This window comes from Hyphomicrobium sp. NDB2Meth4, from assembly GCF_900117445.1.
In the GTDB taxonomy this organism is placed as follows: Bacteria; Pseudomonadota; Alphaproteobacteria; order Rhizobiales; family Hyphomicrobiaceae; genus Hyphomicrobium_A.
The window spans coordinates 478,055-503,001 of record NZ_FPEJ01000003.1 but is presented as its reverse complement, the minus strand read 5'-3'; the positions used below and the strand labels follow the sequence as shown (position 1 = coordinate 503,001).

20 protein-coding genes are annotated in these 24,947 nt (G+C 63.1%); 12 read left to right on the top strand and 8 right to left on the bottom strand.

Annotated features, from left to right (window positions below; translation table 11 throughout):
• The first annotated feature begins 2 nt into the window (after positions 1-2).
• The 3 genes from NDB2M4_RS08500 (at position 3) to NDB2M4_RS08490 (ending at position 2,126) form a co-directional block, all read left to right on the top strand.
• Positions 3-719 (top strand): Crp/Fnr family transcriptional regulator, encoded by a 717-nt coding sequence (locus NDB2M4_RS08500; RefSeq protein WP_072373066.1) that lies wholly within the window; start codon positions 3-5, stop codon positions 717-719.
• A 50-nt stretch (positions 720-769) separates the two neighbouring features.
• Complete coding sequence (locus NDB2M4_RS08495) at positions 770-1,030, top strand: hypothetical protein (protein WP_072373063.1); 261 nt, start codon at positions 770-772, stop codon at positions 1,028-1,030.
• A 163-nt stretch (positions 1,031-1,193) separates the two neighbouring features.
• Positions 1,194-2,126: a calcium/sodium antiporter gene (locus NDB2M4_RS08490; protein WP_072373060.1), complete on the top strand. Its 933-nt coding sequence runs from the start codon at positions 1,194-1,196 to the stop codon at positions 2,124-2,126.
• A gap of 30 nt (positions 2,127-2,156) precedes the next feature.
• On the opposite strand, the gene NDB2M4_RS08485 is transcribed toward NDB2M4_RS08490, so the two are convergent.
• Entirely contained in the window at positions 2,157-3,116 is a 960-nt protein-coding gene (locus NDB2M4_RS08485) for a polysaccharide pyruvyl transferase family protein (protein ID WP_139247149.1), read from the bottom strand.
• Between the two features lie 624 nt (positions 3,117-3,740).
• Between NDB2M4_RS08485 and NDB2M4_RS08480 the strand changes: the two genes are divergently transcribed.
• The 6 genes from NDB2M4_RS08480 to NDB2M4_RS08455 all read left to right on the top strand — a co-directional run bounded on the left by NDB2M4_RS08480 (position 3,741) and on the right by NDB2M4_RS08455 (position 10,096).
• Positions 3,741-4,238: a hypothetical protein gene (locus NDB2M4_RS08480; protein WP_072373054.1), complete on the top strand. Its 498-nt coding sequence runs from the start codon at positions 3,741-3,743 to the stop codon at positions 4,236-4,238.
• A 179-nt stretch (positions 4,239-4,417) separates the two neighbouring features.
• The gene (locus NDB2M4_RS08475) at positions 4,418-6,967 is read left to right on the top strand and encodes a sensor domain-containing protein (RefSeq protein ID WP_171988056.1); all 2,550 of its coding nucleotides are present in this window, start codon (positions 4,418-4,420) and stop codon (positions 6,965-6,967) included.
• A gap of 106 nt (positions 6,968-7,073) precedes the next feature.
• The gene (gene cobT, locus NDB2M4_RS08470; protein ID WP_072373049.1) at positions 7,074-8,147 is read left to right on the top strand and encodes a nicotinate-nucleotide--dimethylbenzimidazole phosphoribosyltransferase; all 1,074 of its coding nucleotides are present in this window, start codon (positions 7,074-7,076) and stop codon (positions 8,145-8,147) included.
• Positions 8,147-8,743 (top strand): histidine phosphatase family protein, encoded by a 597-nt coding sequence (locus tag NDB2M4_RS08465; protein ID WP_072373046.1) that lies wholly within the window; start codon positions 8,147-8,149, stop codon positions 8,741-8,743. The genes cobT and NDB2M4_RS08465 overlap by 1 nt, the downstream gene beginning before the upstream one ends.
• Before the next feature lie 10 nt (positions 8,744-8,753).
• Positions 8,754-9,491, top strand: coding sequence for an adenosylcobinamide-GDP ribazoletransferase (gene cobS / locus NDB2M4_RS08460; RefSeq protein ID WP_072373043.1), 738 nt, complete (start codon positions 8,754-8,756; stop codon positions 9,489-9,491).
• Positions 9,492-9,547: 56 nt separating this feature from the next.
• Positions 9,548-10,096, top strand: a complete 549-nt coding sequence (locus tag NDB2M4_RS08455; protein WP_072373040.1) for a hypothetical protein — start codon at positions 9,548-9,550, stop codon at positions 10,094-10,096.
• A gap of 7 nt (positions 10,097-10,103) precedes the next feature.
• On the opposite strand, the gene cobU is transcribed toward NDB2M4_RS08455, so the two are convergent.
• Positions 10,104-10,613, bottom strand: coding sequence for a bifunctional adenosylcobinamide kinase/adenosylcobinamide-phosphate guanylyltransferase (gene cobU, locus NDB2M4_RS08450; protein WP_072373037.1), 510 nt, complete (start codon positions 10,611-10,613; stop codon positions 10,104-10,106).
• A gap of 157 nt (positions 10,614-10,770) precedes the next feature.
• Between cobU and NDB2M4_RS08445 the strand changes: the two genes are divergently transcribed.
• The 3 genes from NDB2M4_RS08445 (at position 10,771) to mgtA (ending at position 15,363) form a co-directional block, all read left to right on the top strand.
• Positions 10,771-12,075, top strand: a complete 1,305-nt coding sequence (locus NDB2M4_RS08445; RefSeq protein WP_072373034.1) for a cobyrinate a,c-diamide synthase — start codon at positions 10,771-10,773, stop codon at positions 12,073-12,075.
• Entirely contained in the window at positions 12,072-12,728 is a 657-nt protein-coding gene (gene bluB / locus NDB2M4_RS08440; RefSeq protein WP_072373031.1) for a 5,6-dimethylbenzimidazole synthase, read from the top strand. Before NDB2M4_RS08445 ends, bluB begins: the two co-directional genes overlap by 4 nt.
• 64 nt (positions 12,729-12,792) lie before the next feature.
• Positions 12,793-15,363: a magnesium-translocating P-type ATPase gene (mgtA, locus tag NDB2M4_RS08435; protein ID WP_210186521.1), complete on the top strand. Its 2,571-nt coding sequence runs from the start codon at positions 12,793-12,795 to the stop codon at positions 15,361-15,363.
• A gap of 2 nt (positions 15,364-15,365) precedes the next feature.
• On the opposite strand, the gene NDB2M4_RS08430 is transcribed toward mgtA, so the two are convergent.
• From NDB2M4_RS08430 to NDB2M4_RS08405, 6 genes are all read right to left on the bottom strand, one after another.
• On the bottom strand, positions 15,366-18,527 hold the full coding sequence (locus tag NDB2M4_RS08430) for an efflux RND transporter permease subunit (protein WP_072373029.1): 3,162 nt from the start codon (positions 18,525-18,527) through the stop codon (positions 15,366-15,368).
• 16 nt (positions 18,528-18,543) lie between these two features.
• Positions 18,544-19,815 carry an efflux RND transporter periplasmic adaptor subunit gene (locus NDB2M4_RS08425; RefSeq protein ID WP_083556042.1) on the bottom strand — a complete coding sequence of 424 codons (1,272 nt, stop codon included), beginning with the start codon at positions 19,813-19,815 and terminating at the stop codon, positions 18,544-18,546.
• A 177-nt stretch (positions 19,816-19,992) separates the two neighbouring features.
• Complete coding sequence (locus tag NDB2M4_RS08420) at positions 19,993-20,391, bottom strand: DoxX family protein (protein WP_072373026.1); 399 nt, start codon at positions 20,389-20,391, stop codon at positions 19,993-19,995.
• Positions 20,392-20,473: 82 nt separating this feature from the next.
• Entirely contained in the window at positions 20,474-21,112 is a 639-nt protein-coding gene (locus NDB2M4_RS08415; RefSeq protein ID WP_072373024.1) for an NrsF family protein, read from the bottom strand.
• Positions 21,109-21,669 (bottom strand): sigma-70 family RNA polymerase sigma factor, encoded by a 561-nt coding sequence (locus NDB2M4_RS08410; protein WP_280173526.1) that lies wholly within the window; start codon positions 21,667-21,669, stop codon positions 21,109-21,111. Before NDB2M4_RS08410 ends, NDB2M4_RS08415 begins: the two co-directional genes overlap by 4 nt.
• Before the next feature lie 135 nt (positions 21,670-21,804).
• Complete coding sequence (locus tag NDB2M4_RS08405) at positions 21,805-24,945, bottom strand: efflux RND transporter permease subunit (protein WP_072373021.1); 3,141 nt, start codon at positions 24,943-24,945, stop codon at positions 21,805-21,807.
• Positions 24,946-24,947 lie beyond the last annotated feature (2 nt).

Genomic DNA, 24,947 nt, shown 5'->3' with positions numbered 1-24,947 from the left:
GCATGAGATCGACGCGCGAACCGCACAACCGGCTGCTGCTGGCCCTCCCCCGACGAGAATACGATGACTTGCGGCTCGACCTGGAAACGGTCGAGACGCGGTACCGGGAGGTTCTTGTCGATGACGAGGACACGCTGGAGCGGATCTATTTTCCCAATCGTGGCGTGATCTCGGTGCTCGGGGTCTATTCGGACGGCGCGACCTGCGAGATGGCAACGGTCGGCCGTGAAGGCATGACCGGCTTTCAAGAGATACTGGGTGCGCGCGTTTCGACGGTGCGTCTGCTGACGCAAATCGAGGGCAACGCCGTCAGGATGACGCGCAAGAAGTTCGACGCGGCGCTGGTCAAGTTCCCAACGTTTCGCAAGCTGATGAACCTCTACCTGCAAGTGCTGCTCGATCAGGTGATGCTGTCGGGCGCATGCAATACCGCGCATTCGGTGAAACAGCGGCTGGCGCGATGGCTGCTGATGATGCTCGACCGACAGGATGGAAACGAGCTTGGGATCACTCAGGATTTGATCGCGGAGATGCTGTCAGTGCACAGGCCGACCGCTACCAAAGCCCTGCGGATTTTACAGCGGGCGGGTCACATCCAGGTCCGGCGGGGCGGGATTGAGATCAAGGATCGCGAAGGTTTGATGACGGTTTCGTGCGAGTGCTACCAGCTCAACCGGGCCCGCACCGCGGCCCGATTGCCAAAAACGTACCCAGGGTAATCCAGATTACCGACGCGAAGCGCGCCGCCCATTATGTCCTTGGAGACAATATGGGAGTGCGCATCGGAATGAACGTACGCAGGCTGGTCGAAGGCAGCTCCTTCGCCTCCGAAACCCTAACCGTCATCTTTCAAGCTTTCGACGAGGCGTGGGCCAGTGTGGCGGCCGAGTTTACCGATGATCCGCTGGATGCGCGGGAGCGGCTGGCTCATGCCGTGCTGCTCGTCGCCAGGGAAGATAGCCGCGATCCCGACCAGCTTAAGGAAGAGGCGCTTAGAATCTTCAAGCTGGCTGCTGCGCGTAACTATTAGGCTTGCCTCAGCGCATCTCACGCTCTGCTGCAATCGACAGTCGGAGCGGCTTTGCCCTCGTTGGGCCTCACTGTTGCTCGCTCCGGCTGCTGAACGACCTTGAATGTCGGCTGGCGGACCTGCAATTAGGAGGAGTGCTGCAGCAGAGGCAAGCGGGGGAGCCGTGACCGAATATCTGACTCTTTTGGCGGGGGTGGTCTGCGCGGGAATAGGCGGTGAGCTGTTCGTGCGCGGCACGGTCGGTATAGCGGGCGCGCTGCGTATTTCTCCCGGCATCATCGCGGCGACGGTTGCGGCGTTTGCCACCTCCAGCCCCGAACTCACTGTTTCGATTACGTCGTCGCTGCAAGGTACACCAGAGATCGCGCTCGGCGATGCGCTCGGCAGCAATGTCGTCAACGTGGCGCTGATCCTCGCGCTGGCGGTTCTGATCGTGCCAGTGAAGGTGCCGCGCGACATCATCCGGCGAGATTTTCCGGTTGCGTTGCTCGTGTCGGTCATCGTGGCGGTGCTGCTGTTCGATGGCAGCCTTTCGCGCATCGACGGATTCGTTCTGATCGGCCTGTTTGCGGGCTGGCTGTTTGCGGTGATCGGCGAGGCGCGGCGTCAGCGGAGCGCGGCGGTCGAGGTGTTGGGTGAGCACAAGCCGGCGCGAGCTGTCATAGAGAGCGTCATCGGGCTTGCCTTCTTGATTGCGGCTGGCAAGCTGATCGTCTCGGGCGCGAGCAGCATCGCCGCTTCGTACGGTATCGAGCCATTCATCATCGGTGCGACCATCGTTGCCTTGGGCACGTCGGTTCCGGAATTGGCGACGGCGATCATCTCGGGCGTGCGCGGGCATGAGGAAGTCGGCGTCGGCACCATCCTCGGCAGCAACATCTTCAACGGCTTACTGATCGTCGGAACAGCAGCCAGCATCACGCCAATTCACATCGGGCTGATGGAGGTTGCGCCGGCGCTCGTGCTTGGCACCGCGGCCGTGGCTCTGACCTTCCCGTTTGCCTCCGGGGTGATCGGGCGGTGGCGCGGCGTGCTGCTGCTCGGCGTCTACGCGGCTTACCTCGCCGTGATGGCGCAGTGGGGTGCCGCTGCCTAGCGTTGTGCGGCCGCAATGGGCGTGCGAGCCTCAATTCGCTGCTTGCTGAGAGGCGGCCTCAAAGGGTGCGCGAAGGGTAGTCGGGGCCATAGCGTCTCTGATGCGGCTGGTGATCTGCGCAAAAAGCTGCGCCCGCTGTTCGAGTGGGAATGTCGTGCCCACATCGAAGATTGAGGCCGGTCCGACGACGGTGCTACCCACCGATTGCGCAGTAAGGCACCGGCTGTCATAGCCAAATAAAAGCGAGGGGACGCCGAAGGCTTGGGCCAGGGCGGCGGCATGAACTCGGTTCGTCACCACGTGACTGTACAGTTGGAGAACCTCCGCCAACTGGCGGAAGTTTGCAATTCCAAGTCGCCCCTTCTTTTCGATGCTGCGATAAGGCTGATAGTCGGCGTCGTCGTCGTCCGCCCAAAGGAACAGATCGTAGCCATCGCGGACCTTTGATTGCACCAGCCCATCCCATTCTTCGAGAGTGCCTTTCGCGAAGTATTTGCGAAGAAAGTGCGTGGTTGGAGGCGTCGCGACAACCATTCCGCGTTTGCGCTCGCGGTTGGGATCTAGCGGACGATAGCCAGCTGTGCTGCGGCTAGGCGTCAGGGCAGCAGGAACGAAGAACGTAGGATCGGGCATATGCAGGGCGTCGATGCCTCGCCGGCGCAGGAGTTCGTGTGCGACGCTGTCCCTCACGATAACTAGATCGAACTGACTGAAAACCTTGGACACGCAACCGGCGACAAACTTTTCATCTGTCGCCATTTGCTTCAAGCTGGGCAGCAAGCAGGATCCGGCTCCAAGCGCGATCTTAATTGCGCGAGGGTATCTGTCGACGATCTCAGCGAGCCAACGCAGTTTTTCGGAGCTTGCGGCCTGGTCCCAAAACCAGGGCGCACCGGCGACGACAATGACATCGATCGTTCCGTACTCGCGGAGCGACTGGTCTGTTGGCCTCCGCGACAAGCTTAGCGAGGCTTCAGCCGCGACCGCCATGCTATTCGTGATGCAGTGGCGGGCTCCCACGTAGACGTAGCCGTCCCCGGGGTTCGCGAATCCCTCATGAACATAGAGGACATTGACTGGGGGCCGCCAGGTCGCTGTCTGAGACTTATGCACGGCTTCCAATTGAGTTCCTCGCAAGTTGGCGGAAGAACCGGTCGATCGGCTGATCCCCAAACCGCGCAAATTGCTGTTGGCGCAATCCAGTATCGCCGAAGCGGAGCGGCATGCAACCCTGGATTGCAATTATGTGTTGATTGTTGGTCCAACGAGTGTGGGATGGATAGCTTTGCGCCGCTGTGGCGATCCGAGAGCTATGCCTTGCCGTTGGTCAACCTAGGCACTGCCAGACAATTGCACATCCGGAACGAAGAAACGCGCATGGCTCACCGGGGCAGTTGCGCCGCGATCAGCGCTCATGGCGGCCGGGGCCCGGAAACCCTCACTCGCTTTCATTAGCCGAGCGTAAAAGTTGCTGCGATTTGTCGTGCGGGCGTTTCATTTCTGGAGTCGCTTCGGGCTTTACACCGCGTTGCCCCAACTGCCGCGCAAGGCTTGGCGGGCGGACGTTCGCATCGGCGCGAGCGATCTTGCGTTGTTCAGCATCGTGAGGACACCATGGCGGACAAATCGAATTTCACCCCTGAAGAATGGAAGCTTGTTCTCTCCAGCCCCATGCTGGCGGGCTTGGCGGTCACCATGGCGGAGCCAAGCGGTATCTGGGGGATGTTGAAGGAGAGCATGGCCAGTGCAAACGCGGTGGTCACGGCGGGCAAGGCGGAGAACGCCAGCCCGCTGATGAAGTCGTTGCTGGCGGACATGGAAACATCGGAGGGGCGAACGGCGGCTCGCGACGAGATTACCGAGGGCTTGAAGGGAAAGTCGCCAGCGGAAATCAAGATGATGGTGATCACCAAACTGGGTCAGGCTGGGAAGGTGCTGGACGCCAAGGCGCCGGCCGACGCAGCGGCATTCAAAAGCTGGCTCAAGTATGTGGCCGATCAGGTGGCCGAATCCGCATCGGAAGGTGGGGTGCTGGGTTTTGGCGGCACCAAAGTGACGGATTCGGAAAAGGCGACGATTGCCGAAGTCGGACGGGCGCTGAACGTGGCGTAAAGGGGCCGGGCGCGGCCATGCGGTGTCGACTGGTGCTAGCGCAACTCAGCCAGGGTCGATCCAGGTCGGCCCTTTCTGCTCGGAATGAGCCCTTTTCACGGGCCTCGCCCGCATAGAAACAACAATGAGTTAAGCATTGGCGGGTCTAATTGGCGCACCAGCAGACCTGGAGCGTCGGTGTGCTATCGAAATACGTGGGGGAGTGGCGCTCATTCCTGCGCCAAACAAAAGATAAAGGACTGCCGCAGGTGGACAGCTCACTTGCCGGCAATGCTCCCTCGTCGTCTGCGAGCCCCAACAGAGTTCCACTTACGGACCGGCGCGCGGGATATCAGCAAGCGCTGGAAGAGCACTTCTGCATCACGGTGACCGATGTCGAGGGAAAGCTGCTCGAGGTCAACGACCGTTTTTGCGAGGTCATGGGGTACACCGAGGCCGAACTTCTCGGGCAGCACTACGAGCTATTGAGTTGCGGCTGGGCCGACGGCAGCCTCGAGACTATGTGGGCGGCGGTGCAGGCAGGCAGGACGTGGCGCGGACAACTGCGCGACCGCGGCAAATCGGGCAAGGAATACTGGTTCGAGTCGATCGTGATCCCACGCTTCAATGGCGAGGGAAAGATCGAGCAGTTCATCACGATCAGCACGGATATAACAAGCATTCGCGAGCAGGCGGGAACGCTGCACGCGATGATCGAATACTTTCCCGGCGGCTTGGCGCTGATCGACCGCGACTTCGTGGTGGTCGCCACGAACAAACTCTATCGCACACTGCTGGATATTCCCGAGGAGCTGTTTGCGAACCCGCCGGTCAAACTGGAAGATCTCGTTCGCTTTCGCGCCGAACGCGGGGACTATGGACCGCTGCCTGTCGAGGAGGCCGTGGCGCAGCGAATGCGCACGCTGTTGAGCCCGGTTCCCCTCACGACGGAGCGCAACGAGCAGACGGGGCGGACACTGGAAATCCGCTGTGTGCCAGTCGAAGGCGGCGGGCATCTTAACGCGTACCTCGACGTGACGGATCGTAGGCGCGTTGAAAGCGAGTTGAAGCGCGTCAATTCTACCCTGCAGGCGTTCATCAAGCACGCACCCGCGGCCGTAGCGATGTTCGATACGGATATGCACTACATTGCCCACACGGATAGGTGGCTGCACGACTATAACCTGCAGGACCAGTCACTCATCGGGCGCAGTCATTACGACGTGTTTCCCGAAGTTCCCGATCACTGGAAAGCGAAGCACAAGCGGATCCTCGCCGGTGCGACTGAGATCTCGCCCGAAGAAGTATTCAACCGGGCGGACGGGTCCACGAACGTCATTCGCTGGGAAGTCCGGCCCTGGCATCTCACCGACAACAGCATCGGCGGCATGATGATGCTGACCGAGGAGATTTCCGAGCGGAAGCTGCTAGAGCGCGAGCTGTGGAAGCTTGCCAAAGAGGACAGCCTGACGCGCCTGCCCAACCGGTTGCAGTTTCACGAGCAGCTCGAAGCGATGCTCGACAAGGCGCGCAAGGAAGGCATCCGCTTTGCGGTCGGCCTGATTGATGTCGACCGCTTCAAGGAAACGAACGACATTCTCGGTCACGCGGCGGGCGACGAACTGCTCAAAGAAGTGGGCATAAGATTGCAGACTGCGTTGGCGCCCTATGGACGCGTTGCGCGCATCGGTGGCGATGAGTTCGCGGTCCTCATCGAGACGAGCGGCTCGTCGGGTGCGCTGAGCGGGGCAATCGATGCGATGTTCGGCGCGCTGCGCCCGCCCATCCTCGTTGCGGGCGTACAGCACCAATGCACCATAAGCTTGGGCATTAGCCTCTATCCCAGCGATGCGACAGGAGCGGGTGAGCTTCTCAAGAATGCCGATCTGGCGCTCTATCGCGCCAAGGATCTCGGGCGCGATAGGTTTCAATTCTTCGTTCCGGAGATGCGTGCCTCCTTCGAGCGCGCGTATCAGCTGCATCGCGACATCCAGCGTGCGCTACACGGCGGCGAGCTAGAGCTCTTCTATCAGCCAATTTTGTCGCTCGACAATCACAGGCCGGTCAGCTTCGAAGCGCTGTTGCGCTGGAACGACCCGAAGCGAGGGCTTCTAACGCCGGCTGAGTTCGAGATCATATTCGATGATCCGAAATCGGCCGCGGACGTGGGCAAGTGGGTGGTCGATCAGGCAGTGAGGCAAGCTGCGTGCTGGATCGATCGCGGCGTCGAGTTCGACCGGATTGCTGTGAATGTGACGTCGGCGGACTTCGCGCTCGGTAAGTTTTCGGATTACGTTCGCACGCGCTTGCGCGAGGCAGGTGTCGGGCCCGAGCGGCTGTGCATCGAGGTTACGGAGCGCGTTTTCCTTGAGCGGAGTGGAGGCGGCGTTGCAAGCGCGCTCCAGTCTCTGCATGACATCGGCGTCGAGATCGCGCTGGATGACTTCGGAACCGGGTTCGCCTCCCTGTCGCATCTGAAGAAGCTTCCCATAGACCGATTGAAGGTCGATCGCTCCTTCGTGCGCGATATGGAGACCAACTCAGACAACATGTCGATCGTGCGTACGATCGCGCATCTGGGGCAGAGCCTTGGCATCAAAGTGACGGTGGAAGGCGTCGAGACGCGCACGCAGATGACGCTGCTGCGTGCCATGGGTTGTGGCACGATGCAGGGGTACCTTTTCGCCAAACCCATGCGCAGCTGCCAAGTGCCCCACTTTCTAGATAACGACCTTGCTCTAATCGCCTGATCTCACTTCCGAACAGATTTGATGCCGATCGCGGGTGGCTCCGGCGCCCGCGACTTGACGTACGCTGCGGCGTGACCATTCTGCCGGCCGAGTGACAGACGGAGTGATGCAATTGGGCACGGACAGCGCGTGGATCAGGGTAGAGTGCCCGAGGCCCTCGGCGTCGCACTTTGCCGCGGCGGAGAAGCGGCAGCAAGTTTTGACTAAGCCGCCGGGTTCGCTGGGAATCCTCGAGACATTGGCGATACGCCTGGCGGCGATGCAAGGGCGTGACAAGCCGCGTGCCGACGTTGCGCGCATCGTGCTGTTTGCCGGCGACCATGGCGTCACAGCGCAAAGTATATCGGCCTATCCGTCCGCGGTGACTGTAGAGATGTTGCGCAATTTCGCGCATGGCGGCGCGGCAATCGCAGTGCTGGCACGCGAGCTTAACGCGAGCCTCGATGTGGTCGACGTCGGCACACTGGCGCCGAGCGAGATGGAAGGCGTCGTTGCCGACAAGACGCGGCGTGGGACGCGCGATTTCGCTATAGAGCCGGCGATGACGCAGGGCGAGCTGGATGCGGCGCTGGCTGCCGGGCAGCGTGCTGTCGCTCGCGCCATTGCACCGGGTGCCGATGTCCTCATTCTCGGGGAAATGGGGATCGGCAACACGACCTCCGCGGCGGCGGTTGCGGCGGCTGTTCTCGGCGTGCGGGCCGCGGATATCGTCGGGGCAGGAACGGGCCTCGACGCTGAAGGCGTCAATCACAAGGCTGGTGTCATCGAAGCGGCTCTGGCTCTGCATCGCCTAGACAGTGCGCGGGCCGATGCAATGCAGGCTCTTTTGGCGGTCGGCGGTTTCGAGATCGCGGCGTTGGCTGGCGCGATGATCGCATCGGCGCAGGCGCGTGTTCCGGTATTGGTCGATGGTTTCATCGTGACTGCGGCAGCATTGGCGGCGGTGGGGATCAATCCCTCGTGCGCGCCCTGGCTGATCTATTCGCACCGGTCGATGGAGCGAGGGCATCGGCTGCTGCTCGATGCGCTGGAAGCCGAGCCGATCCTCGACCTAAAGCTGCGCCTTGGAGAAGGCTCGGGCGCGGCGGTGGCGCTGCCGTTGTTGCGGCTCGCCTGTGCGCTGCATTCGGGGATGGCGACGTTCGATGAAGCGCAGATTTCCGGTCCGGGTGAACTCTGATGCTCATCGATTTTCTTCGTCACGGCGAGACGGTGCTGCCCGGCCATCTTCTGGGGCATACCGATGCCGCGCTGGCAGATGCGGGCTGGGTGCAGTTCGAGCGCCAGACCGAAAGGCGTTCGTTCGATGCCGTCGTAGCGTCGCCGTTGAAGCGGGCGCGCCTTGCCGCGGAAGCGGTGGCGGCTGAGCGTGGCGTGCCGTTTTGTGCGGATGCCGACTGGAGTGAGCTCGATTTCGGCGCGTGGGATGGCCGTGCGCTGGCGGATCTCAATGCGGACGAGGCGACGGCGGCAGCGCTGGCGGCGATCTACACGTCGGCGGACGCTGCGGGTGCGCCGGAGGGCGAGAGCTGGCGCGATCTGGAAAGGCGCGTTATCCGGGCGATTGACCGGCTGATGGCCTTCGGCGCAGACTCGCGCGTACTCGTGAGCTCACACGCTGGTCCGATGCGTGCCGCGCTTGCCGTGGCCTGCGCGATGCCATTCGAGGCGCTATGGGCATTCCGTATCGATTACGGCACGCGGTTGACTTTGCGGGTCGGGCGGGATGATGGCGGTGCGCTGTGGGGCGAGGTGATCGAAATCGTGCAGCCATGAGCATACAGCCATGAGCATCCCGGGACACATCCGCTCGTTCTCTCACGCGCTGCAGTTCCTGACGCGGCTGCCGGCACCGCCGATCGCGGTCTTCGATCCGGCGGAGCTTTCGCGCGCGTCGATCTGGTTTCCGTTCGTCGGCGCAATCGTAGGGGTGCTGGTCGGCGGGGCCTTGTGGCTCGGCGGGATGGCGTCGCCGTGGATCGGAGCGGTGCTGGCTTTGACAGTCTGGGTGCTGGTCACGGGCGGACTGCACCTCGATGGGCTCGGCGACGTGGCGGATGCGCTCGGCGCCTCGCATCGCTCACCGGATCGATTCCTGGAGATTTTGCGCGATCCGCACGTGGGTGCTTTCGGCGTGATGGCGATCTCGATGCAGCTAATGTTCAAGCTGGTGCTTCTGGCCGGCATCGCCGCAATTCCGGCCGTCCTTCCGCTGATGCTGATGGCCGCGTGGGCGCGGCTGGGGCCGGCGGTGTGGGCCCTTGCGGTGCCGCCATTGGCGCCCGGATCGGGCGAGAGGTTTGCCAAGCAGCTCGATCCGCGGATGGTGGCCGTCCAGGCGGCGGTGCTGGCGCTGCTGAGCGCATGGCTGGCGCCGGTGTTGCTCAGTGCAGTGCTGGTTTTGCCGGGGATTGCGCTTTACTGGCGCTATCGGCTGGGGGGGGTGACCGGCGACTGCCTAGGGGCGGGCGTCGAAGTGTCCGAGACGATCTTGCTGCTTCTCTTCGCTGCTCGAATGGCATAGCTTCCGGCCAAGCTGGCCGCGCGCCACGAGAACTTTCTGGGATAGGGGATCGGGAAATGGAATCTTCCGCCAACGGCGCCGGGCGCCGCCTGTTGTGGATTGGCCTGCTGACGGCCGCGACGCTGATGATGACCGGCGTTTTCGCCTGCGCGGTGCCGTTCGCGGCGCTGGCAGCCCTCGCGGCGTTCGATACGGAGCGCAACGACGGATTGCTGCTGATCGGCGCAGTGTGGCTGGCGAACCAGGCGTATGGCTTCCTGGTGCTCGGCTATCCGCATGAGGCGCAGGCCTATGCCTGGGGCGTGACGATGGGCATCGGCGCTGTGATCGCATACTACGCGGCGCGTGCCGCCATCTCGATGATCGCTCCGCAGAACAAGCTGATCGCCGTGCTCGCAGCGCTGCCGATCGCGTTCGCCGCTTATGAAGCGGTGATCTACGTTGCGACGCAGTTCCTCAGCCGCGGCGAGGGCGCGTTCAACACGGACGTCGTGCTGTACGTCGGCACGGTCGAGGTCGTGGCGTTCCTGGCGCTGCTCGTTGCGCACCGCCTGGCGGTCGCTGTCGGCCTCGTTGCTCCGAACGCCGTCGAAGGCGCCGCCTGAGGCGAGTCTACTTCAAGATTAGCGGCAGGCCGGCCGCCATGAAGACAACGCGGTCGGCCGCCGCTGCTACCTTCTGATTGAGGCGCCCTTGCGCGTCGCGGAAGGCCCGTCCGAGCGGGGTCTCGGGCACCAGCCCCAGGCCGACCTCATTGGAAACGGCGATTAGCGGAGCGGGTGCCTCGGCGAGCGCGGCCAGCAGTGCCCCGGTTTCAGCTTCGACATCGCGTCCCGCCAGCATCGTATTGCTGAGCCAGAGCGTCAGGCAATCAATCAGGCTTGGCCTTTCGAGGGTGGGGATCGTCGCGGCGAGCGCCAGCGGGGCGTCGAGCGTCTGCCATCGCTCATCGCGGCGGGCGCGATGGTGGGCGATGCGATCGCGCATTTCGTCGTCAAAGGCCTCGGCCGTCGCGACGTAGGTCCACGACGGAGGAGCGCGCATCAGGAGTTCCTCGGCGTAGTGACTTTTGCCGGAACGGGCTCCTCCAAGTACGAGTGTGAGGCGCGGCAGCTCGGACATTGTGCGGCTCGCTGATGGGCGGATGGCAAATCCGGTTGACGGGGGAAGTGGCCAGCTCTTATCAAACCGGCGTCCCCTCCCGGCAAGGGAAAAGAGACATTTTGTTGCAATGTCCGTGGTTTAGCGCACGGCGTCGTACCCCAAACAGGGATTGGTCATGCGCGTAGCCCCCCGCGGTCTGATCATCGCGGCTCCCGCTTCGGGGGCGGGGAAGACGACGCTGACGCTTGGCCTGCTGCGGGCGCTGAAGCGCCGGGGCGTCGCCGTACAGCCGTTCAAGTGCGGCCCTGACTACATCGACACGGCATTTCATTCGGTAGCTGCCGGCAGGTCCAGCATCAACCTCGATACCTGGGCGATGAGACGCGCGTTGATTTCCCAACTCGTGCGCGCACAGGGCGATGCGGACATTTGCATCTGCGAGGGCGTGATGGGGCTCTACGACGGTGCTGGCGCCGATGGCGTGTCGGGGCGCGGCGCAACGGCAGATCTTGCGGCGTTGACAGGTTGGCCGGTCGTACTGGTGCTCGACGTTCGTGCGCAGGCGGAGACTGCGGCGGCGGTGGCGCTGGGACTAATAAGCTACCGCAAAGACATTGCGTTTGCCGGAGTCGTTCTCAATCGCGTGGGCAGCGGCAACCATGCTCGGCTGGTGTCGGAGCCGATGCAGCGTCTCGGCCTCACGGTTCTGGGGGCGATGGAGCGGCGGGCGGACGTCTCGCTGCCTGAGCGGCACCTGGGGCTGGTGCAGGCCGACGAGACTGCTGCGCTCGATGCGCGGCTCGATGCGCTGGCGAATATGGCCGAGGCGGGAATCGACGTCGACGCGCTGATGGCATGCGCTGTCCCGCTGGCGCTCGATGAGCCGGCGGGTGTTCGCGGCATCGCTCCGCCGGGGCAGCGTATTGCCCTGGCGCGCGATGAGGCTTTCTCGTTCGTCTATACGCATGTCCTTGCAGGCTGGCGGCAGGCCGGCGCGGAGGTCATTCCGTTTTCACCGCTCGCTGATGAAGCGCCCTACGGCGACTGCGATGCGGTCTGGCTTCCAGGCGGCTATCCGGAATTGCACGCCGGGCGGATTGCGGCAGCTGGCCGGTTCCGGGCAGGGATGGAGCATGTGGCGCAGCGCGGGGTGCCGATCCATGGCGAGTGCGGTGGATACATGGTTCTTGGCACAGCGCTCGAGGACAAGCAGGGTGAGCGCCATGCCATGCTGGGATTGCTCGGCGTCGAGACTTCGTTCGCGCAGCCGCGCATGCATCTCGGCTACAGGCGGGCGCGGGTGCTGCATTCGGGTCAAGAGCTGGTGGGGCACGAGTTTCACTTCTCCAGCGTGACTGCTAATGCGGACGAGCCACTAGCCGACGTCTATGATGCTGCCGGCAACGCGGTGGCCGAGCGCGGCTCGCGGCGCGGGTGCGTCACGGGCACGTTCTTTCACGTTATCGATGGCGCAGCATGACAGATCGATCTGAATGCCGGCCGCCGCAGTTCGATGAGGCATTTGCGCGGGCGCTCGAAGACCTCATCTATTGGCGCCGTGACGTGCGGCGCTTCAAACCCGATCCTGTCGATGACGCGTTGGTGCTGTCGCTGATCGAGCTGGCGGCGCATGCACCTTCCGTCGGGCTCAGTCAGCCGTGGCGGTTCGTGTTCGTCGAAGACGCCGACCGGCGGGCGACGGTGCGGGCATCGTTCGAGCGTGCCAACGCGGATGCGCTGGCGACGTATGCGGGTGAACGGCGCGGCCTTTATGCCAAGCTGAAGCTGGAAGGGCTGCAAGTGGCGCCTGTGCACCTTGCGGTTTTTGCCGACGTCGAGACGGATGTCGGCGCGCGGCTCGGCACGCGCACGATGCCGGAGACCTTGTGCTACTCGGTGGTGGGTGCGGTTCAGACGCTGTGGCTTGCGGCGCGAGCGCGCGGACTCGGTGTCGGGTGGGTGTCGATCCTGGAGCCCGACGTCGTCACACAGGCGATGGACGTTCCGGATACTTGGCGGCTGGTCGCATACCTATGTCTCGGGTGGCCGGCGGAGGAGCACCTTGATCCGGAGCTGGAGCGGCACGGATGGCAGCAGCGTATGGATGTCGGGTCGTTGATCGTGCGGCGTTGAGCCATGACAAGGGCTTCGCGCTTGCTTTGAGGATATCGTGCCGGCTTGATGGCAGCGTGGGCCAATGACGATGCAACCGCAGGATATTGTTCCGCGCGCGCCATCTTACTGGGCGTCGAGTGCGGCTGATCTTCTGGTGGCGTACGCCTCGACGAAGGATGGCCTTACGCAGGACGAGGCTGAGCGCCGGTTAGAGAAGGTTGGCGAGAACAGTATCGTCGCGCAGCGCGAGAAGGGTGTTCTGAGGCTGCTGTTGCGGCAGTATCAGAGCCCGCTGGTACTTATCTTGATTTTCGGCGCCTGCGTGTCGCTGGCCCTGGGTCAGTGGACCGACGCCAGCATCATCCTGGCGATCGTGCTCGGCTCGACGCTGTTGGGATTTGCCCAGGAGTACCGTGCATCTGCGGCGCTGAAGCAATTGCGCAGCCGGCTCGCCTTGCGCGTGAAGGTGATGCGCGACGGGGAGGTGCGCAGCGTCGAAGCACAAAAGATCGTCCCGGGCGATGTGCTTGTGCTGTCGGCGGGAAATCTCGTTCCCGCTGACGGGGTGGTGCTGGAAGCGCGTGACTTTCTCGTTTCGCAGGCGGCACTCACGGGAGAATCGTTTCCAGTCGAGAAGACCGTTGGCACGTGCGCGGCGGAGGCGACGTTGCCGGAACGCTTCAACACGGTGTTCCTCGGGTCATCGGTGCGCAGCGGTACGGCGCGCGTGCTGGTGACGTGCACGGGCAGCGAAACGCAGTTTTCAGACATTGCCAAACGGCTGGCCGGCGCGGAGCCGGTGACCGATTTTGAACGCGGGGTGCGCCGCTTCGGCTACATGCTGACGCGCATCATGATGGGGATCGTCATCTTCGTCATTGCGGTGAACCTCTATTTCGATCGCCCTCTGGTATCGTCGCTGCTGTTTGCAGTGGCACTCGCGGTCGGACTGACGCCGGAGTTGCTGCCGGCCATCGTCAGCGTGACGTTGTCAGCGGGTGCGCGGCGGATGAGTCAGCGCGGCGTCATCGTGCGGCGGCTGGAGGCGATCGAGAACCTCGGCAGCATGGATGTGCTGTGCACCGACAAGACCGGCACGCTGACGCGCGGGGTGGTGGAGCTGTCGGGATGCCTCGACGCAGCGGGGAATCCGGCGAACCAGGTTTTTCGCTACGCGGCGATCAACTCGAACCTCGAGACCGGCATCGAGAATCCGCTCGACGAGGCGATTGTGCGCGAGACGACGCGCCGGGGCGTCAGCGTCGATGGCTTGAGCAAGATCGACGAGATTCCCTACGACTTCGTGCGCAAGCGGCTGACCATCGTGGTGGACGACGGGGCGGGCGACGGACAGCACCTGATGGTGACGAAGGGTGCGTTCGACAACGTGCTGGAATGCTGCTCGGTGCTGGGTGGTGCGGGGGTGGGGAAGCCGCTGGATGATGCGGCCACTACCCGGCTGCGTGCGATCTACGAGGCGCACGGGGCTGAGGGGTATCGCGTGCTTGGCGTCGCCAGCCGGCGAATGGCGGCGAAGGCGCAGTATACGCGCGGCGATGAGAGCGGCATGGCATTCGAGGGGTTCTTGCTGTTCTTCGACCCGCTGAAGGACGGCATCGAGGATACGCTAGGCGAACTGGCTCAGCTGGGCATAGCGGTGAAAATCATTACCGGCGACAACCGGCACGTTGCCGCGCACGTTGCCCAGTCGATCAAGCTCGATGGCGCCCGCGTGCTGACAGGCGCGGAGCTGCATGAGGCGAGCGATGAGGCTCTATGGCATCTGGCGGAGACGACCGACGTTTTCGCCGAGCTCGACCCGCAGCAGAAGGAGCGCGTGGTGCGCGCGCTGCAGCATCGCGGGCATTCGGTGGGCTACATGGGCGACGGCATCAACGATGCGCCGGCGATGCATGTGGCGGACGTCGGCATTTCCGTCGATCAGGCGGTCGATGTGGCGCGGGAAAGCGCAGACATCATCCTGCTGCAGCAAGATCTCAACGTGCTGAAGGACGGCATCGTCGATGGGCGGCGCACGTTCGCCAATACGTTCAAGTATGTCGCTATCGCGGTCAGCTCTAACTTTGGCAACATGATCAGCATGGCGCTGGGGACGTTGCTGGTACCGTTCCTGCCGTTGCTGGCGAAGCAAATACTGCTCAACAACTTCCTTGCCGATTTTCCCGCGGTCGCGATTGCCAGCGACAACGTGGATGCGCAGTCGGTCGAGCGGGCGCAGCGATGGGACATTGCCAGCGTTCAGCGCTTCATGGTGGTGTTCGGGCTGTCGAGCACGCTGTTCGACCTCGTCACCTTCTGGCTGCTTCTCAGCGTCTATCACGCGGGCGAAGCGCTATTCCATACAACATGGTTCGTCGTGTCGCTGCTGACGCAGCTCTCGGCGCTTTTGATCCTGCGGACGCATCTGCCGGCCTGGAAGAGCCGACCGAGCCAGCTGCTGGCGATGACGGCGGCGATTGTTGCGGTGATCGCGCTGGCGCTGCCGTACGTGTGGTTTGCGGGCGATCTCGGCTTCGTACCCCTGCCGTTTCACTTGGTGCTTGGCGGGTTCGGTATCGTTGCTGTCTACGCGGTGTTCATCGAGGTGGCGAAGCGCTGGTTCTATGCGCGGCTGGCGCAGCGCCAGAGGTGAATCTATTCGCCGGGGACGTGAGCGACCGCGGGCGCGGCTTTCTTGTGCTTCGAGAAGCGGCGGATGACGACGTAGAATACGGGCGTGAAGATGAGCCCGAAGAATGTGACGCCGATCATGCCCCAGAATACACCGGTGCCAAGGGCGATGCGCATTTCCGCGCCGGCGCCGGTGGCGATGTAGAGCGGCACTACGCCGAGCGTGAAGGCGAGCGAGGTCATCAGGATGGGGCGCAAGCGCAGCTTGCAGGCTTCGACCGCGGCCGAGATGGTGTCGCGGCCCTGGTCCTCGAGCTGCCGGGCGAACTCGACGATGAGAATGGCGTTTTTCGCCGCCAGTCCCAACAGCACGATGAAGCCGATCTGGGTAAGGATGTTGATGTCCTGACCGTGCAGCTTGACGCCGAAGAGCGCGCTCAAGAGGCACATCGGCACGATGAGAATGATGGCTATGGGCATCGACCAGCTCTCGAACTGGGCGGCCAGCGTCAGGAACACGAAGACGACAGACAGCAGGAAGATGTAATAACCCGAGCTGCCGGCCTTTACTTCCTGATACGTGAGGTCGGTCCATTCGTAGGTGATGCCGTCGGGCAGCTCCTGCTTTGCGAGCGCCACCATCATGGCGATCCCTTCGCCGGTCGAAACTCCGGGCTGCAGTGAGCCGTTGACCTCGATGGTGGGGAAAAGATTGTAGCGCGGGACGCGGTCGGGGCCGGCGATGTTGCGGAAGGTGACGAGATTTCCAAGCGGAACCATCTCGCCCATCTCGTTGCGCACGCGAATGCGAGAAACGTTCTGCGGATCAGTGCGGAATTTCGAATCGGCCTGCGCGGTGACGCGGAAGGTGCGCCCGAACATGTTGAAGTCGTTGACATAAGCGGAGCCGAGATAGACGCGGAGCGCCTCGAAGATGGCATTGAGGGGCACCTTCAGCATCTGCGCCTTGTCGCGGTTGACGTCGACGTAGAGCTGCGGCGTGCCGGTGGAGAATGTGGTGAAGGCGTTCTTGATGCCGGGCAGCTTGTTGGCGGCGGCGATGAAATCGTCGGCGACGTCCTGGAACTGCGTCGGGGTCATGTTGGCGCGGTTCTGCAGACGCATGGAAAAGCCAGTCTGCCCACCCATGCCGCGCACCGGCGGCGGGATGAAGACGGAGGTCTTCGATTCCTCGATGCCGTTGAGGCGGGCGCTGATCATGTCGGCGACCTTGTCGATCGGCAGGTCTTCCTTGGCGCGTTCACGTGCGCCCTCGACGATGGCGAAAATGGTGCCGACGTTGCTGGAGTTTGAGCCAGTGGAGCCGGAGCGGCCAGTGTAGCTGGATGTGTGCGCAACGCCGGGTGTTGCGAGGACAAGAGCATTGGCGCGTTGCACGACCTCGTCGGTCCGGGCTATCGAGGCGCCCTGAGGCAACTGCAGCGAGACGATGATGATGCCGCGGTCCATCTTCGGGATGAAGCCGGTGGGTGTGTGGAACAGCATCCATCCCGCGATGCCGATCAGTGCCGCGTACAGCCCCAACATGAGCGCTGAAATTGAGATGAGCTTGCGAATGAGGGCCGCATAGCCGGCGGCGAGCAGATCGAAGCCGCGGTTGAACAGGCGGAAGGCGGCGTGGATGGGCCGCATTAGCAGGCTGTCTTTGGCGTGGTCGTCATGCGGCTTCAACAGGATGGCGCACAGCGCCGGGCTCAAGGTGAGCGAGTTGAAGGCGGAGATGATGGTCGCGGTCGCCACGGTGACGGCGAACTGGCGGTAGAACTGCCCGGTGATGCCGCCGATGAAGGCCGTCGGAACGAACACCGCGGTCAACACCAGAGCAATGGCAATGAGCGCCGCGCCGACCTCGTTCATGGTGACGTGCGAGGCTTCGAGCGGCGAAAGTCCCTCCGCCAGCTTGCGCTCTACGTTTTCGACCACGACGATGGCGTCATCGACGACGATGCCGACCGCGAGGACGAGGCCGAATAGGGTCAGCATGTTTATGGAGAAGCCGAGCCCCTGCATCACGGCGAAGGTGCCGATCAGCGAAACCGGAATAGCGACGAGAGGAATGATCGTTGCGCGCCAGGTCTGCAGGAAGATGAGCACCACGATGATGACGAGCGCCACGGCCTCGGCAATCGTCAGGTACAGCTCCGAGATCGATTCCTCGATGAACTCGGTCGGATTGTAGACGATGCGGTACTCGAGCCCTTTGGGGAAGCGCTCTGAGAGGCGCTTCATCTCCGCCTTAATGGCGTTGGTGGTGTCGATGGCGTTGGAGCCCGGCTGCTGCGTAACGATGAGGACGGTTGCGGGATATTCGTCCTGGTAGCCATACGTCGTGTAGCTCAGCGCACCAAGTTCGACGCGGCCGACATCCTTGACGCGCACGACGCGGCCGTCGGCGCCGGTCTTGAGGACGATGTCCCCGAACTCGGTGGGCTGTAAAAGGCGGCCCTTCAGCTGCAGCGAAAGCTGGAAGGCACCCATGTTCTGCTGCGGCGGCTGTCCAAGGGCACCGCCGGCAACCTGGACGTTTTGGGCGCGCAGGGCGGCGAGCACTTCGTCAGCGGTCATGCCGCGCAGGGCGATGCGCTCGGGGTCGAGCCAGATGCGCATGGAATATTCGCGAGACCCGAACAGCGTGACGTCGCCTACGCCTTTGATGCGTGCCAGTTCGTCGCGAATGTTGAGCAGGGCGTAGTTGGAGATGTAGACCGAGTCATAGGTGTTGTCGGGCGAGATGAGGTGCACGACGAGCAAAAGGTCGGGCGAGCGTTTGTTGACGGTGACACCGTTGCGGCGCACCTCTTCGGGAAGACGCGGTTCGGCGGCGGAGACGCGGTTCTGTACCAGGACCTGCGCTTTATCGATGTCGGTGCCGATTTCGAAAGTGACGCTGAGCGACAGGGAGCCGTCGTCGGTCGATTGCGAGTACATGTAGATCATGTCCTCGACGCCGTTGATCTCCTGTTCGAGGACGGTGGCGACAGTATCGGCGACCGTTATGGCATTGGCGCCGGGATAGGTGGCGTTGACCGAAACGGTGGGTGGCACGATTTCGGGGAACTGCGCCACGGGAAGGGCGACGTAGGCGATCGAGCCGACGATCAGGATGATGAGCGAGACGACGGACGCGAAGATCGGGCGGTCGATGAAGAAATGGGAAAAGCGCATGATGGTGTCCGCCGCCTCAGCGCTTGGTTGCCTTGTCGATGTCTCCGGTCGCGTCGGATACCGCAAGCGGCGTACGTCGCGGCACGATTTTCTGACCTGGGCGCACGCGCTGCTGGCCACGCAGCACGACCCAGTCGTCAGGCTTTAGCCCGTCGCGGATAATGCGCATGCCGCCATCGAGCGGGCCGAGCTCAACGGGGCGGCGCACGGGGATATCGTCGTCGCCCACGACGTAGACGAATCTTGTCGCCTGGTCGGTGCCGATGGCTTCGTCGGGCAGGAGCAGGGCGGAATACTGGGGCGAGCCTTGCAGGCGTACGCGCGCGAACATGCCGGGCGAAAAGAGGAAGTCGGCGTTTGCGAGGACGGCCCGCGCGCGCAATGTGCCTGTGCCCTGATCCAGGCGGTTTTCGAGGAAGTCGAGCTTGGCCTCGTGCGGGAAACCTTCCTCATCGGGAAGGCCGACGCCGACCTGAGCGCCGATCATGCCGTTTGCGCCTTTGCCGGCAGCTTGCGACATGCGCTGATACTTGAGAGCGTTGTTCTCGCTGACGTCGAAATAAATGTAGATCGGATCCTGGCTCACGATCGTCGTCAGTACCGTGGAAGCGTTGTTCGATCCACCGCCGCTGACGAAGTTTCCGGGCGTCACGAGCGTGCGACTGATGCGTCCAGAGATCGGTGCGGTGATACGGCAGAAGCTCAAATCAAGCTCAGCGCTCTTTACACGTGCTTCAGCGATGATGACGAGCGCTTGCGCGTCGCGAAGCAAGTTCTCCCGGTCATCGAAAGCCTTACGGGAAATGTAATCGCTCTTCAGCAGCGGGCGGCCGCGCTCCACGTCGAGCTTGGCGTTGCTGACGCTGACCTTGGCCTGGTTGAGCTGGGCCTGGGCTTGCTCGAGCGCACGCTCGTAAGGGCGCGGGTCGATCATGAAGAGCAAGTCGCCGGCCTTTACGGTTTCGCCGTCGGTGAATTTTACCTCGGTGAGATAGCCGGAGACGCGCGCACGGATTTCCACTGCTTCCACCGCGTCGAAGCGGCCGGTGTATTCGTCCCATTCGATGACGTCGCGCTTGACGGGCTGGCTGACGGTCAATTCGGGAGGCTTGGGCGCCTGCGGCGCACTCGCGGGAGCATCACCGCTGAAGCGTGCGAGCGTCGTCTTCGTCGCTTCGAGTGCGTCGGCGACGCCGGCTTCAATGCTGCGTCCGCGCATCGGTCCGAGCGCTGCTGCGGCGAGTGCCGTGCAGAGGGCAACGAACAGAACGATGTAACTCGGACGCATTGGGTACTCGAACACCTTTGGGGTGGAGTTGCACCCCTGGATTGCCAAACTTTCTGCGTGGCAATCCGGCAGCTTAGCCTGACAATGGTAAACCCTGCCTCTTTCAGGAGCAGGTAAGTGCCGTTTGCGGCAGTCTAACGGACGTTTTGAGACGTCCGTTAGCGAGATATTCAGCGACTACTTTGGTGCGCGCGCGCCATCGAGGCTGAAAGCGCCGGGGCCCGCAGCAACGAGGTAAAGAAAAATGAAACAGAAGAGGATCGCGGCGTCGCCACCATTGAGCGCGGGATAGATGCTCTGCGGGGCGTGGGCCATCCAATAGGCGACGGCCATCTGACCGGAGAGGATGAACGCGACCGGCCGAGTGAAGAGTCCGATCAGCAGGAGGAAGCCACCGAAGACCTCGAGCACGGCAGCGAACCAGAGCAGCGTGAAGGCTTCGGGCATGCCATGGGCCGGTGTCGGGACGCCAAACAGCTTTTGCGTTCCGTGCTCCATGAAAAGAATCGCGGCGACGATGCGCAGGATGCCCAGCAGTCGCGGCGCCCACACGGTTTCCAGTTCGGCGCGGTCCATATGATTTTCCCCTAGGTTGCACGTTGTTGTTGTCACAACGGCGAGCCTAGCTTGAACCTGTCGGGGGTCAATCAGAAAGCCCTTACCAGCGCAGCAGTCGTGCACCGAGGATTGCGCCGATGCTGGCGACTATGACCGTCGATATGATGTACCAGGCGGCGAGAAAGAGCGGACTGTCGTTCTGGCAATGCGTGGCATAGAAAGTTGCTGCAATGCCAACGGCGATGACGCCCGCTACAGCGCCGGCAGCTGCGGGACGCGCGGGTGCGCCACGTCGCAGCGCTACGATCATCAGCGCGAGCGGCAGTCCAGACAGCAAGGGCACATATACGAGGCAGGCGATAGGCGCAGTGCCGACCATAGTCGGCATCCAGTCGCTGGCCGGAAGCGAGATCAATTCGGCGACGACGCCGATGGCAAGAATTGCCGGCCCGGTCAGCAGGAGAAGCAGCTTCGAACTCGGTGACCACTGCGGCCGGGCGAGGCTGATCGCCATGGCAATTCCCGTCAGCAGCAGACTAAGACTGAACGCCCACTTCATCAGGAAACGCCAATCGCCCATGGCAGCGCCCATGTCGCCGCGCACGGGAAGCATCGTCCAGAACAACAGTCCGGTCGCGATAATGCCGATGCCGGCCGCGAACAAAACCGTCGTGCTGATCGGGATGCTTGGTGCTTTGGCATCCGCAGCAATGGCGTTGATGAGCTGGTTCGTCTTCATTCGTCCTGGTCTTTCCGGTGCTGCGCGCCGAGAGTTTTCAGACCTCGATGCAACGCGACGCGCACAGCCACCTCCTTCATGTTCAACCGCTCGGCCACCTCTCGGATCGACTGACCCTCGAGACTTATGGCCCGCACGACATCGCGCTGGCGGCCTGCGAGGCCGTCGACCAGACGTTCGGCGTCCTGGCGGTCGACGCCGGAGTTGTCCTCCTGAACCGACAGCGTATCGAGCACGCTATCGATCGGAATTTGGACGCGGCGACCGCGCCGACGCAGAGCGTCGATCAACTTGTGCCGTGCGATGGCACGTACCCAGGGGCCCAGGGGCTGGGACGGATCCCACGTATTACGCTTCAGGTGTAGCGCCAGGAGAGTTTCCTGGACGACATCCTCAACATCGCCCAGCGGTGCTCCGGCTTGGGCAAACCCCCGGCGCACGCTCGGTCGCAACACGTTGGACAACGATTGGAGCAACGTTTGGTAGGCGGCGCTGTCGCCGCCTATGGCTGCGCGCATGAGTGTCGCCCACTCCTCCTCGTTCTGTCCTTGAGCCACAAAGCTCCTCGTAGATATGTACGCGGCTGGGGCGGGTTTGTTACACGGCGATTGTCGCAGGCCATTTGGGCCAACAACAGCACTTAACGGCCGTTTTGGGTAGCAGGACCGGGCTCGAACGGCAATCAGGGCGGGCTAAGGGCTTGGAGAGGCTTGCACCTCGGCAGGGGGTGCCGGGTCGTCGGCATCCTCGTTACGCCGGGCCCCGCCAAGGCGCCGATGCAATTTGTCGAGCATCAGATAGATGACCGGCGTCGTGTAGAGCGTCAGCATCTGTGAGACGATGAGGCCGCCGATGATGGTGATGCCGAGCGGGCGGCGGATCTCCGATCCGGGTCCTATGGCAATGGCCAGGGGGATGGCGCCGAGCAGGGCAGCCAGGGTCGTCATCAGAATGGGACGGAAGCGGGCAAGGCACGCTTCATAGATGGCGGTCGCGGGCTTGAGGCCGCGCTCGCGCTCTCCATCGAGTGCGAAGTCGACCATCATGATCCCGTTCTTCTTGACGATGCCGATCAGCAGGATCACGCCGATGAGCGCGGTCATCGACAGCTCCATGCCGGAAACGTAAAGGGCGAGCAGGGCCCCGAGCCCGGCCGATGGCAGTGTCGAGATGATCGTCAGCGGGTGGGCGAGGCTCTCGTAGAGTACACCGAGCACGATGTAGACGGCGATGAGCGCGGCGAGAATCAAGAGCGGCTGCTGGGACGATTGCTCGACGAAGGCGCGGGCGTCGCCGGCCATTTCACCGCGCAAGCCGGTGGGGGTCTGGATTTCGGCCATCGCCTTGTCGATGTCGCGCAGGGCCTGATCCAGCGTCGTCCCGGCCGCGAGATTGTAGCTGATGGTCACGGCAGGGAATGGCCCCTGGTGATTGACGACAAGCGGCGTGGTGCCCTTCTGAATGCGGATGACGCTGGTGAGCGGCACCTGCTGACCTTGGGTGCTCGGAACGTAGATGTTGTTGAGGTCGGAAGGTTCGCGCTGCAGGCGCGGGTCGATCTCGAGGATGACGCGATACTGATTGCGCTGGGCGTAGATGGTCGAGACCTGACGCTGGGCGAAGGCATTGTTTAGAGCGGAATTGATATCGGCGATGCGCACGCCCAGGCGCGAGGCGGCGTCGCGATCGATCTTGATGTCGAGCTGCAGTCCGCCTGCCTGACGGTCGTTGGCGACGTCGACGAGGCCCGGAATCTGCTTCATGCGCTCTAGGACCTTCGGCGCCCACTCGTACAGCTCGTCGATGTCGGGATCCCAGAGCGTATATTGGAACTGCGAAGGGCCTTGGCGGGCGCCGACGCGGATGTCGCGCGAGGCGAACATGCGCACCTGCAACCCGTCGATGCTGGCAAGCTTGCCGCGCATGCGGTTGATGACGCGGTTGGTCGGCTCGTTGTTGCGTTCGGCCAGCGGCTTCAGGTTGATGAACATGCGGCCCTGATTGCCGCCGCCGGGGCCTGGGCCCGATCCGCCGAGAGAGGAGCCCACGTGCGCAACAGCGGGGTCACTCAGGACGATATCCAACGCCTCTTTCTGCAGCTTCAGCATCGCCTCGAAGGAGACGTCTGCAGACGCTTCGGTGGAGCCGATGATGAGGCCGGTATCGTCCTCGGGGAACATGCCCTTGGGGATCTGCATGTAGAGATGGCCGGTGAGCACGATGACGCAAAGCAGCGAGAACAGCGTCACGACCTGATGGCGCAAAGCGACGCGCAGCGTGCGGGCGTAGGCGGAGACCATCCAGCCGATGACGCTCTCGACGATGCGATCGAACCGCGTCGGCTTCTTGTCGCGCTCGTCTTTGAGGAAGTGGCCGCAGATCATCGGCGTGACCGACAGGGAGACGACGACCGAGACGGCGATGGCCACCACAAGGGTGACAGAGAACTCGCGCAGCATGCGGCCCATGACGCCGCCCATGAAGAGCACGGGGATGAACGCGGCGATGAGCGAGATGCTGATCGAGATGACGGTAAAGCCGATCTGCCGGGAGCCGACGACGGCTGCCTGCATCGGGCCCATGCCCTTCTCGATGTTGCGATAGACGTTCTCCAGCATGACGATGGCGTCATCGACGACGAAGCCGACAGCGATGGCAAATGCCATGAGCGTCAGGTTGTTGATCGAGTAGCCGAGCGCCCACATGACGGCGCACGTGCCGGCCAGCGAGAGCGGCACGGTTATGCCGGCGGCGATGGTGGGCGTGGAACGGCGCAGGAAGACGAAGACGACCAGCATGACGAGCGCGATGGCCAGCACGAGCGTGAACTGCATGTCGTGCACGCTGGCGCGAATGGTCTCCGTGCGGTCGGTCAGTACGGAAATATCTATCCCTGCGGGAATCCAGCGCTCGAGGTCGGGCAGCAGCTCCTTAACGCCGTCGACGGTTTCGAGAACGTTGGCTTCGGGCTGCTTGCGGATGATCAGCAGCACGCCCGGCTGGCGGTCGACCATGGCGACGGAGCGGTTGTTGCGCGTGCCATGCTCGATGGTGGCGACACTGGAAAGGCGGACGACGTTGCCATCGCGCGATTTGAGGACGATGGCGCCGTAGTCTTTGGGATCGCGCAACTGGGTGTTGGTGTCGATGGTGATTGCCTGCTTGTCGCCGTCGACGGCGCCAACGGGAGCGACTGCGTTGGCCTCGGAGATGGCGGTGCGCACCTCCTCCATGCTGAGGCCCATGGATGCGAGCAATGTCGGGTTTACGCGCACGCGAATGGCGGGCTGCTCGGCGCCGCTGACCTCGACCTGGGCGACGCCCGGGACCTGCGAAATGCGCTGGGCCACCACCGTGTCGGCGGCATCGTAGATGTCGCTCGGCGTCAGGTTCTTGGACGTCATCGCGAGGATGAGCACAGGTGAGGCGGAAGGATTGTATTTGCGGAAAGTGGGCACGTCCGGCAGGTCGCCGGGCAGGTCAGCGGTCGCGGCGTTGAGGGCGGCCTGCACGTCGCGGGCGGCGCCGTCGATGTCGCGCGACAAGTCGAACTGCACCGAGATGCCGACGGAGCCTTCCTTGCTGGTGGATGTCAGCTCGGTGACGCCGGCAATCTCGCCGAGGCGCTTTTCGATCGGGGCGGCGATGGTGGAGGCCATCGTCTCGGGATCGGCACCAGGGCGGCTCGCCTGCACGCGCAACGTCGGGAAGTCGACGGCCGGCAGGCTGGCGACGGGCAGCTCGTAGTACGCCGTGGCGCCAAGCAGGAACAGGCCGATCGCGAGGAGCGTGGTGCCGATGGGACGCTTGATGAAGGGAGCCGAGAAGTTCATGG

Excerpts from the sequence above, each read along its gene's own strand:
- NDB2M4_RS08420 (WP_072373026.1), bottom strand. The coding sequence starts at position 20,391 with ATGGACCGCGCCGAACTGGAAACCGTGTGGGCGCCGCGACTGCTGGGC.
- NDB2M4_RS08455 (WP_072373040.1), top strand. The coding sequence starts at position 9,548 with ATGGAATCTTCCGCCAACGGCGCCGGGCGCCGCCTGTTGTGGATTGGC.
- mgtA (WP_210186521.1), top strand. The coding sequence starts at position 12,793 with ATGACGATGCAACCGCAGGATATTGTTCCGCGCGCGCCATCTTACTGG.
- NDB2M4_RS08495 (WP_072373063.1), top strand. The coding sequence starts at position 770 with ATGGGAGTGCGCATCGGAATGAACGTACGCAGGCTGGTCGAAGGCAGC.
- NDB2M4_RS08415 (WP_072373024.1), bottom strand. The coding sequence starts at position 21,112 with ATGAAGACGAACCAGCTCATCAACGCCATTGCTGCGGATGCCAAAGCA.
- cobS (WP_072373043.1), top strand. The coding sequence starts at position 8,754 with ATGAGCATCCCGGGACACATCCGCTCGTTCTCTCACGCGCTGCAGTTC.
- NDB2M4_RS08500 (WP_072373066.1), top strand. The coding sequence starts at position 3 with ATGAGATCGACGCGCGAACCGCACAACCGGCTGCTGCTGGCCCTCCCC.
- NDB2M4_RS08425 (WP_083556042.1), bottom strand. The coding sequence starts at position 19,815 with ATGCGTCCGAGTTACATCGTTCTGTTCGTTGCCCTCTGCACGGCACTC.
- NDB2M4_RS08480 (WP_072373054.1), top strand. The coding sequence starts at position 3,741 with ATGGCGGACAAATCGAATTTCACCCCTGAAGAATGGAAGCTTGTTCTC.
- NDB2M4_RS08430 (WP_072373029.1), bottom strand. The coding sequence starts at position 18,527 with ATGCGCTTTTCCCATTTCTTCATCGACCGCCCGATCTTCGCGTCCGTC.
- bluB (WP_072373031.1), top strand. The coding sequence starts at position 12,072 with ATGACAGATCGATCTGAATGCCGGCCGCCGCAGTTCGATGAGGCATTT.
- cobT (WP_072373049.1), top strand. The coding sequence starts at position 7,074 with ATGCAATTGGGCACGGACAGCGCGTGGATCAGGGTAGAGTGCCCGAGG.
- cobU (WP_072373037.1), bottom strand. The coding sequence starts at position 10,613 with ATGTCCGAGCTGCCGCGCCTCACACTCGTACTTGGAGGAGCCCGTTCC.
- NDB2M4_RS08405 (WP_072373021.1), bottom strand. The coding sequence starts at position 24,945 with ATGAACTTCTCGGCTCCCTTCATCAAGCGTCCCATCGGCACCACGCTC.
- NDB2M4_RS08445 (WP_072373034.1), top strand. The coding sequence starts at position 10,771 with ATGCGCGTAGCCCCCCGCGGTCTGATCATCGCGGCTCCCGCTTCGGGG.
- NDB2M4_RS08465 (WP_072373046.1), top strand. The coding sequence starts at position 8,147 with ATGCTCATCGATTTTCTTCGTCACGGCGAGACGGTGCTGCCCGGCCAT.
- NDB2M4_RS08485 (WP_139247149.1), bottom strand. The coding sequence starts at position 3,116 with ATGGCGGTCGCGGCTGAAGCCTCGCTAAGCTTGTCGCGGAGGCCAACA.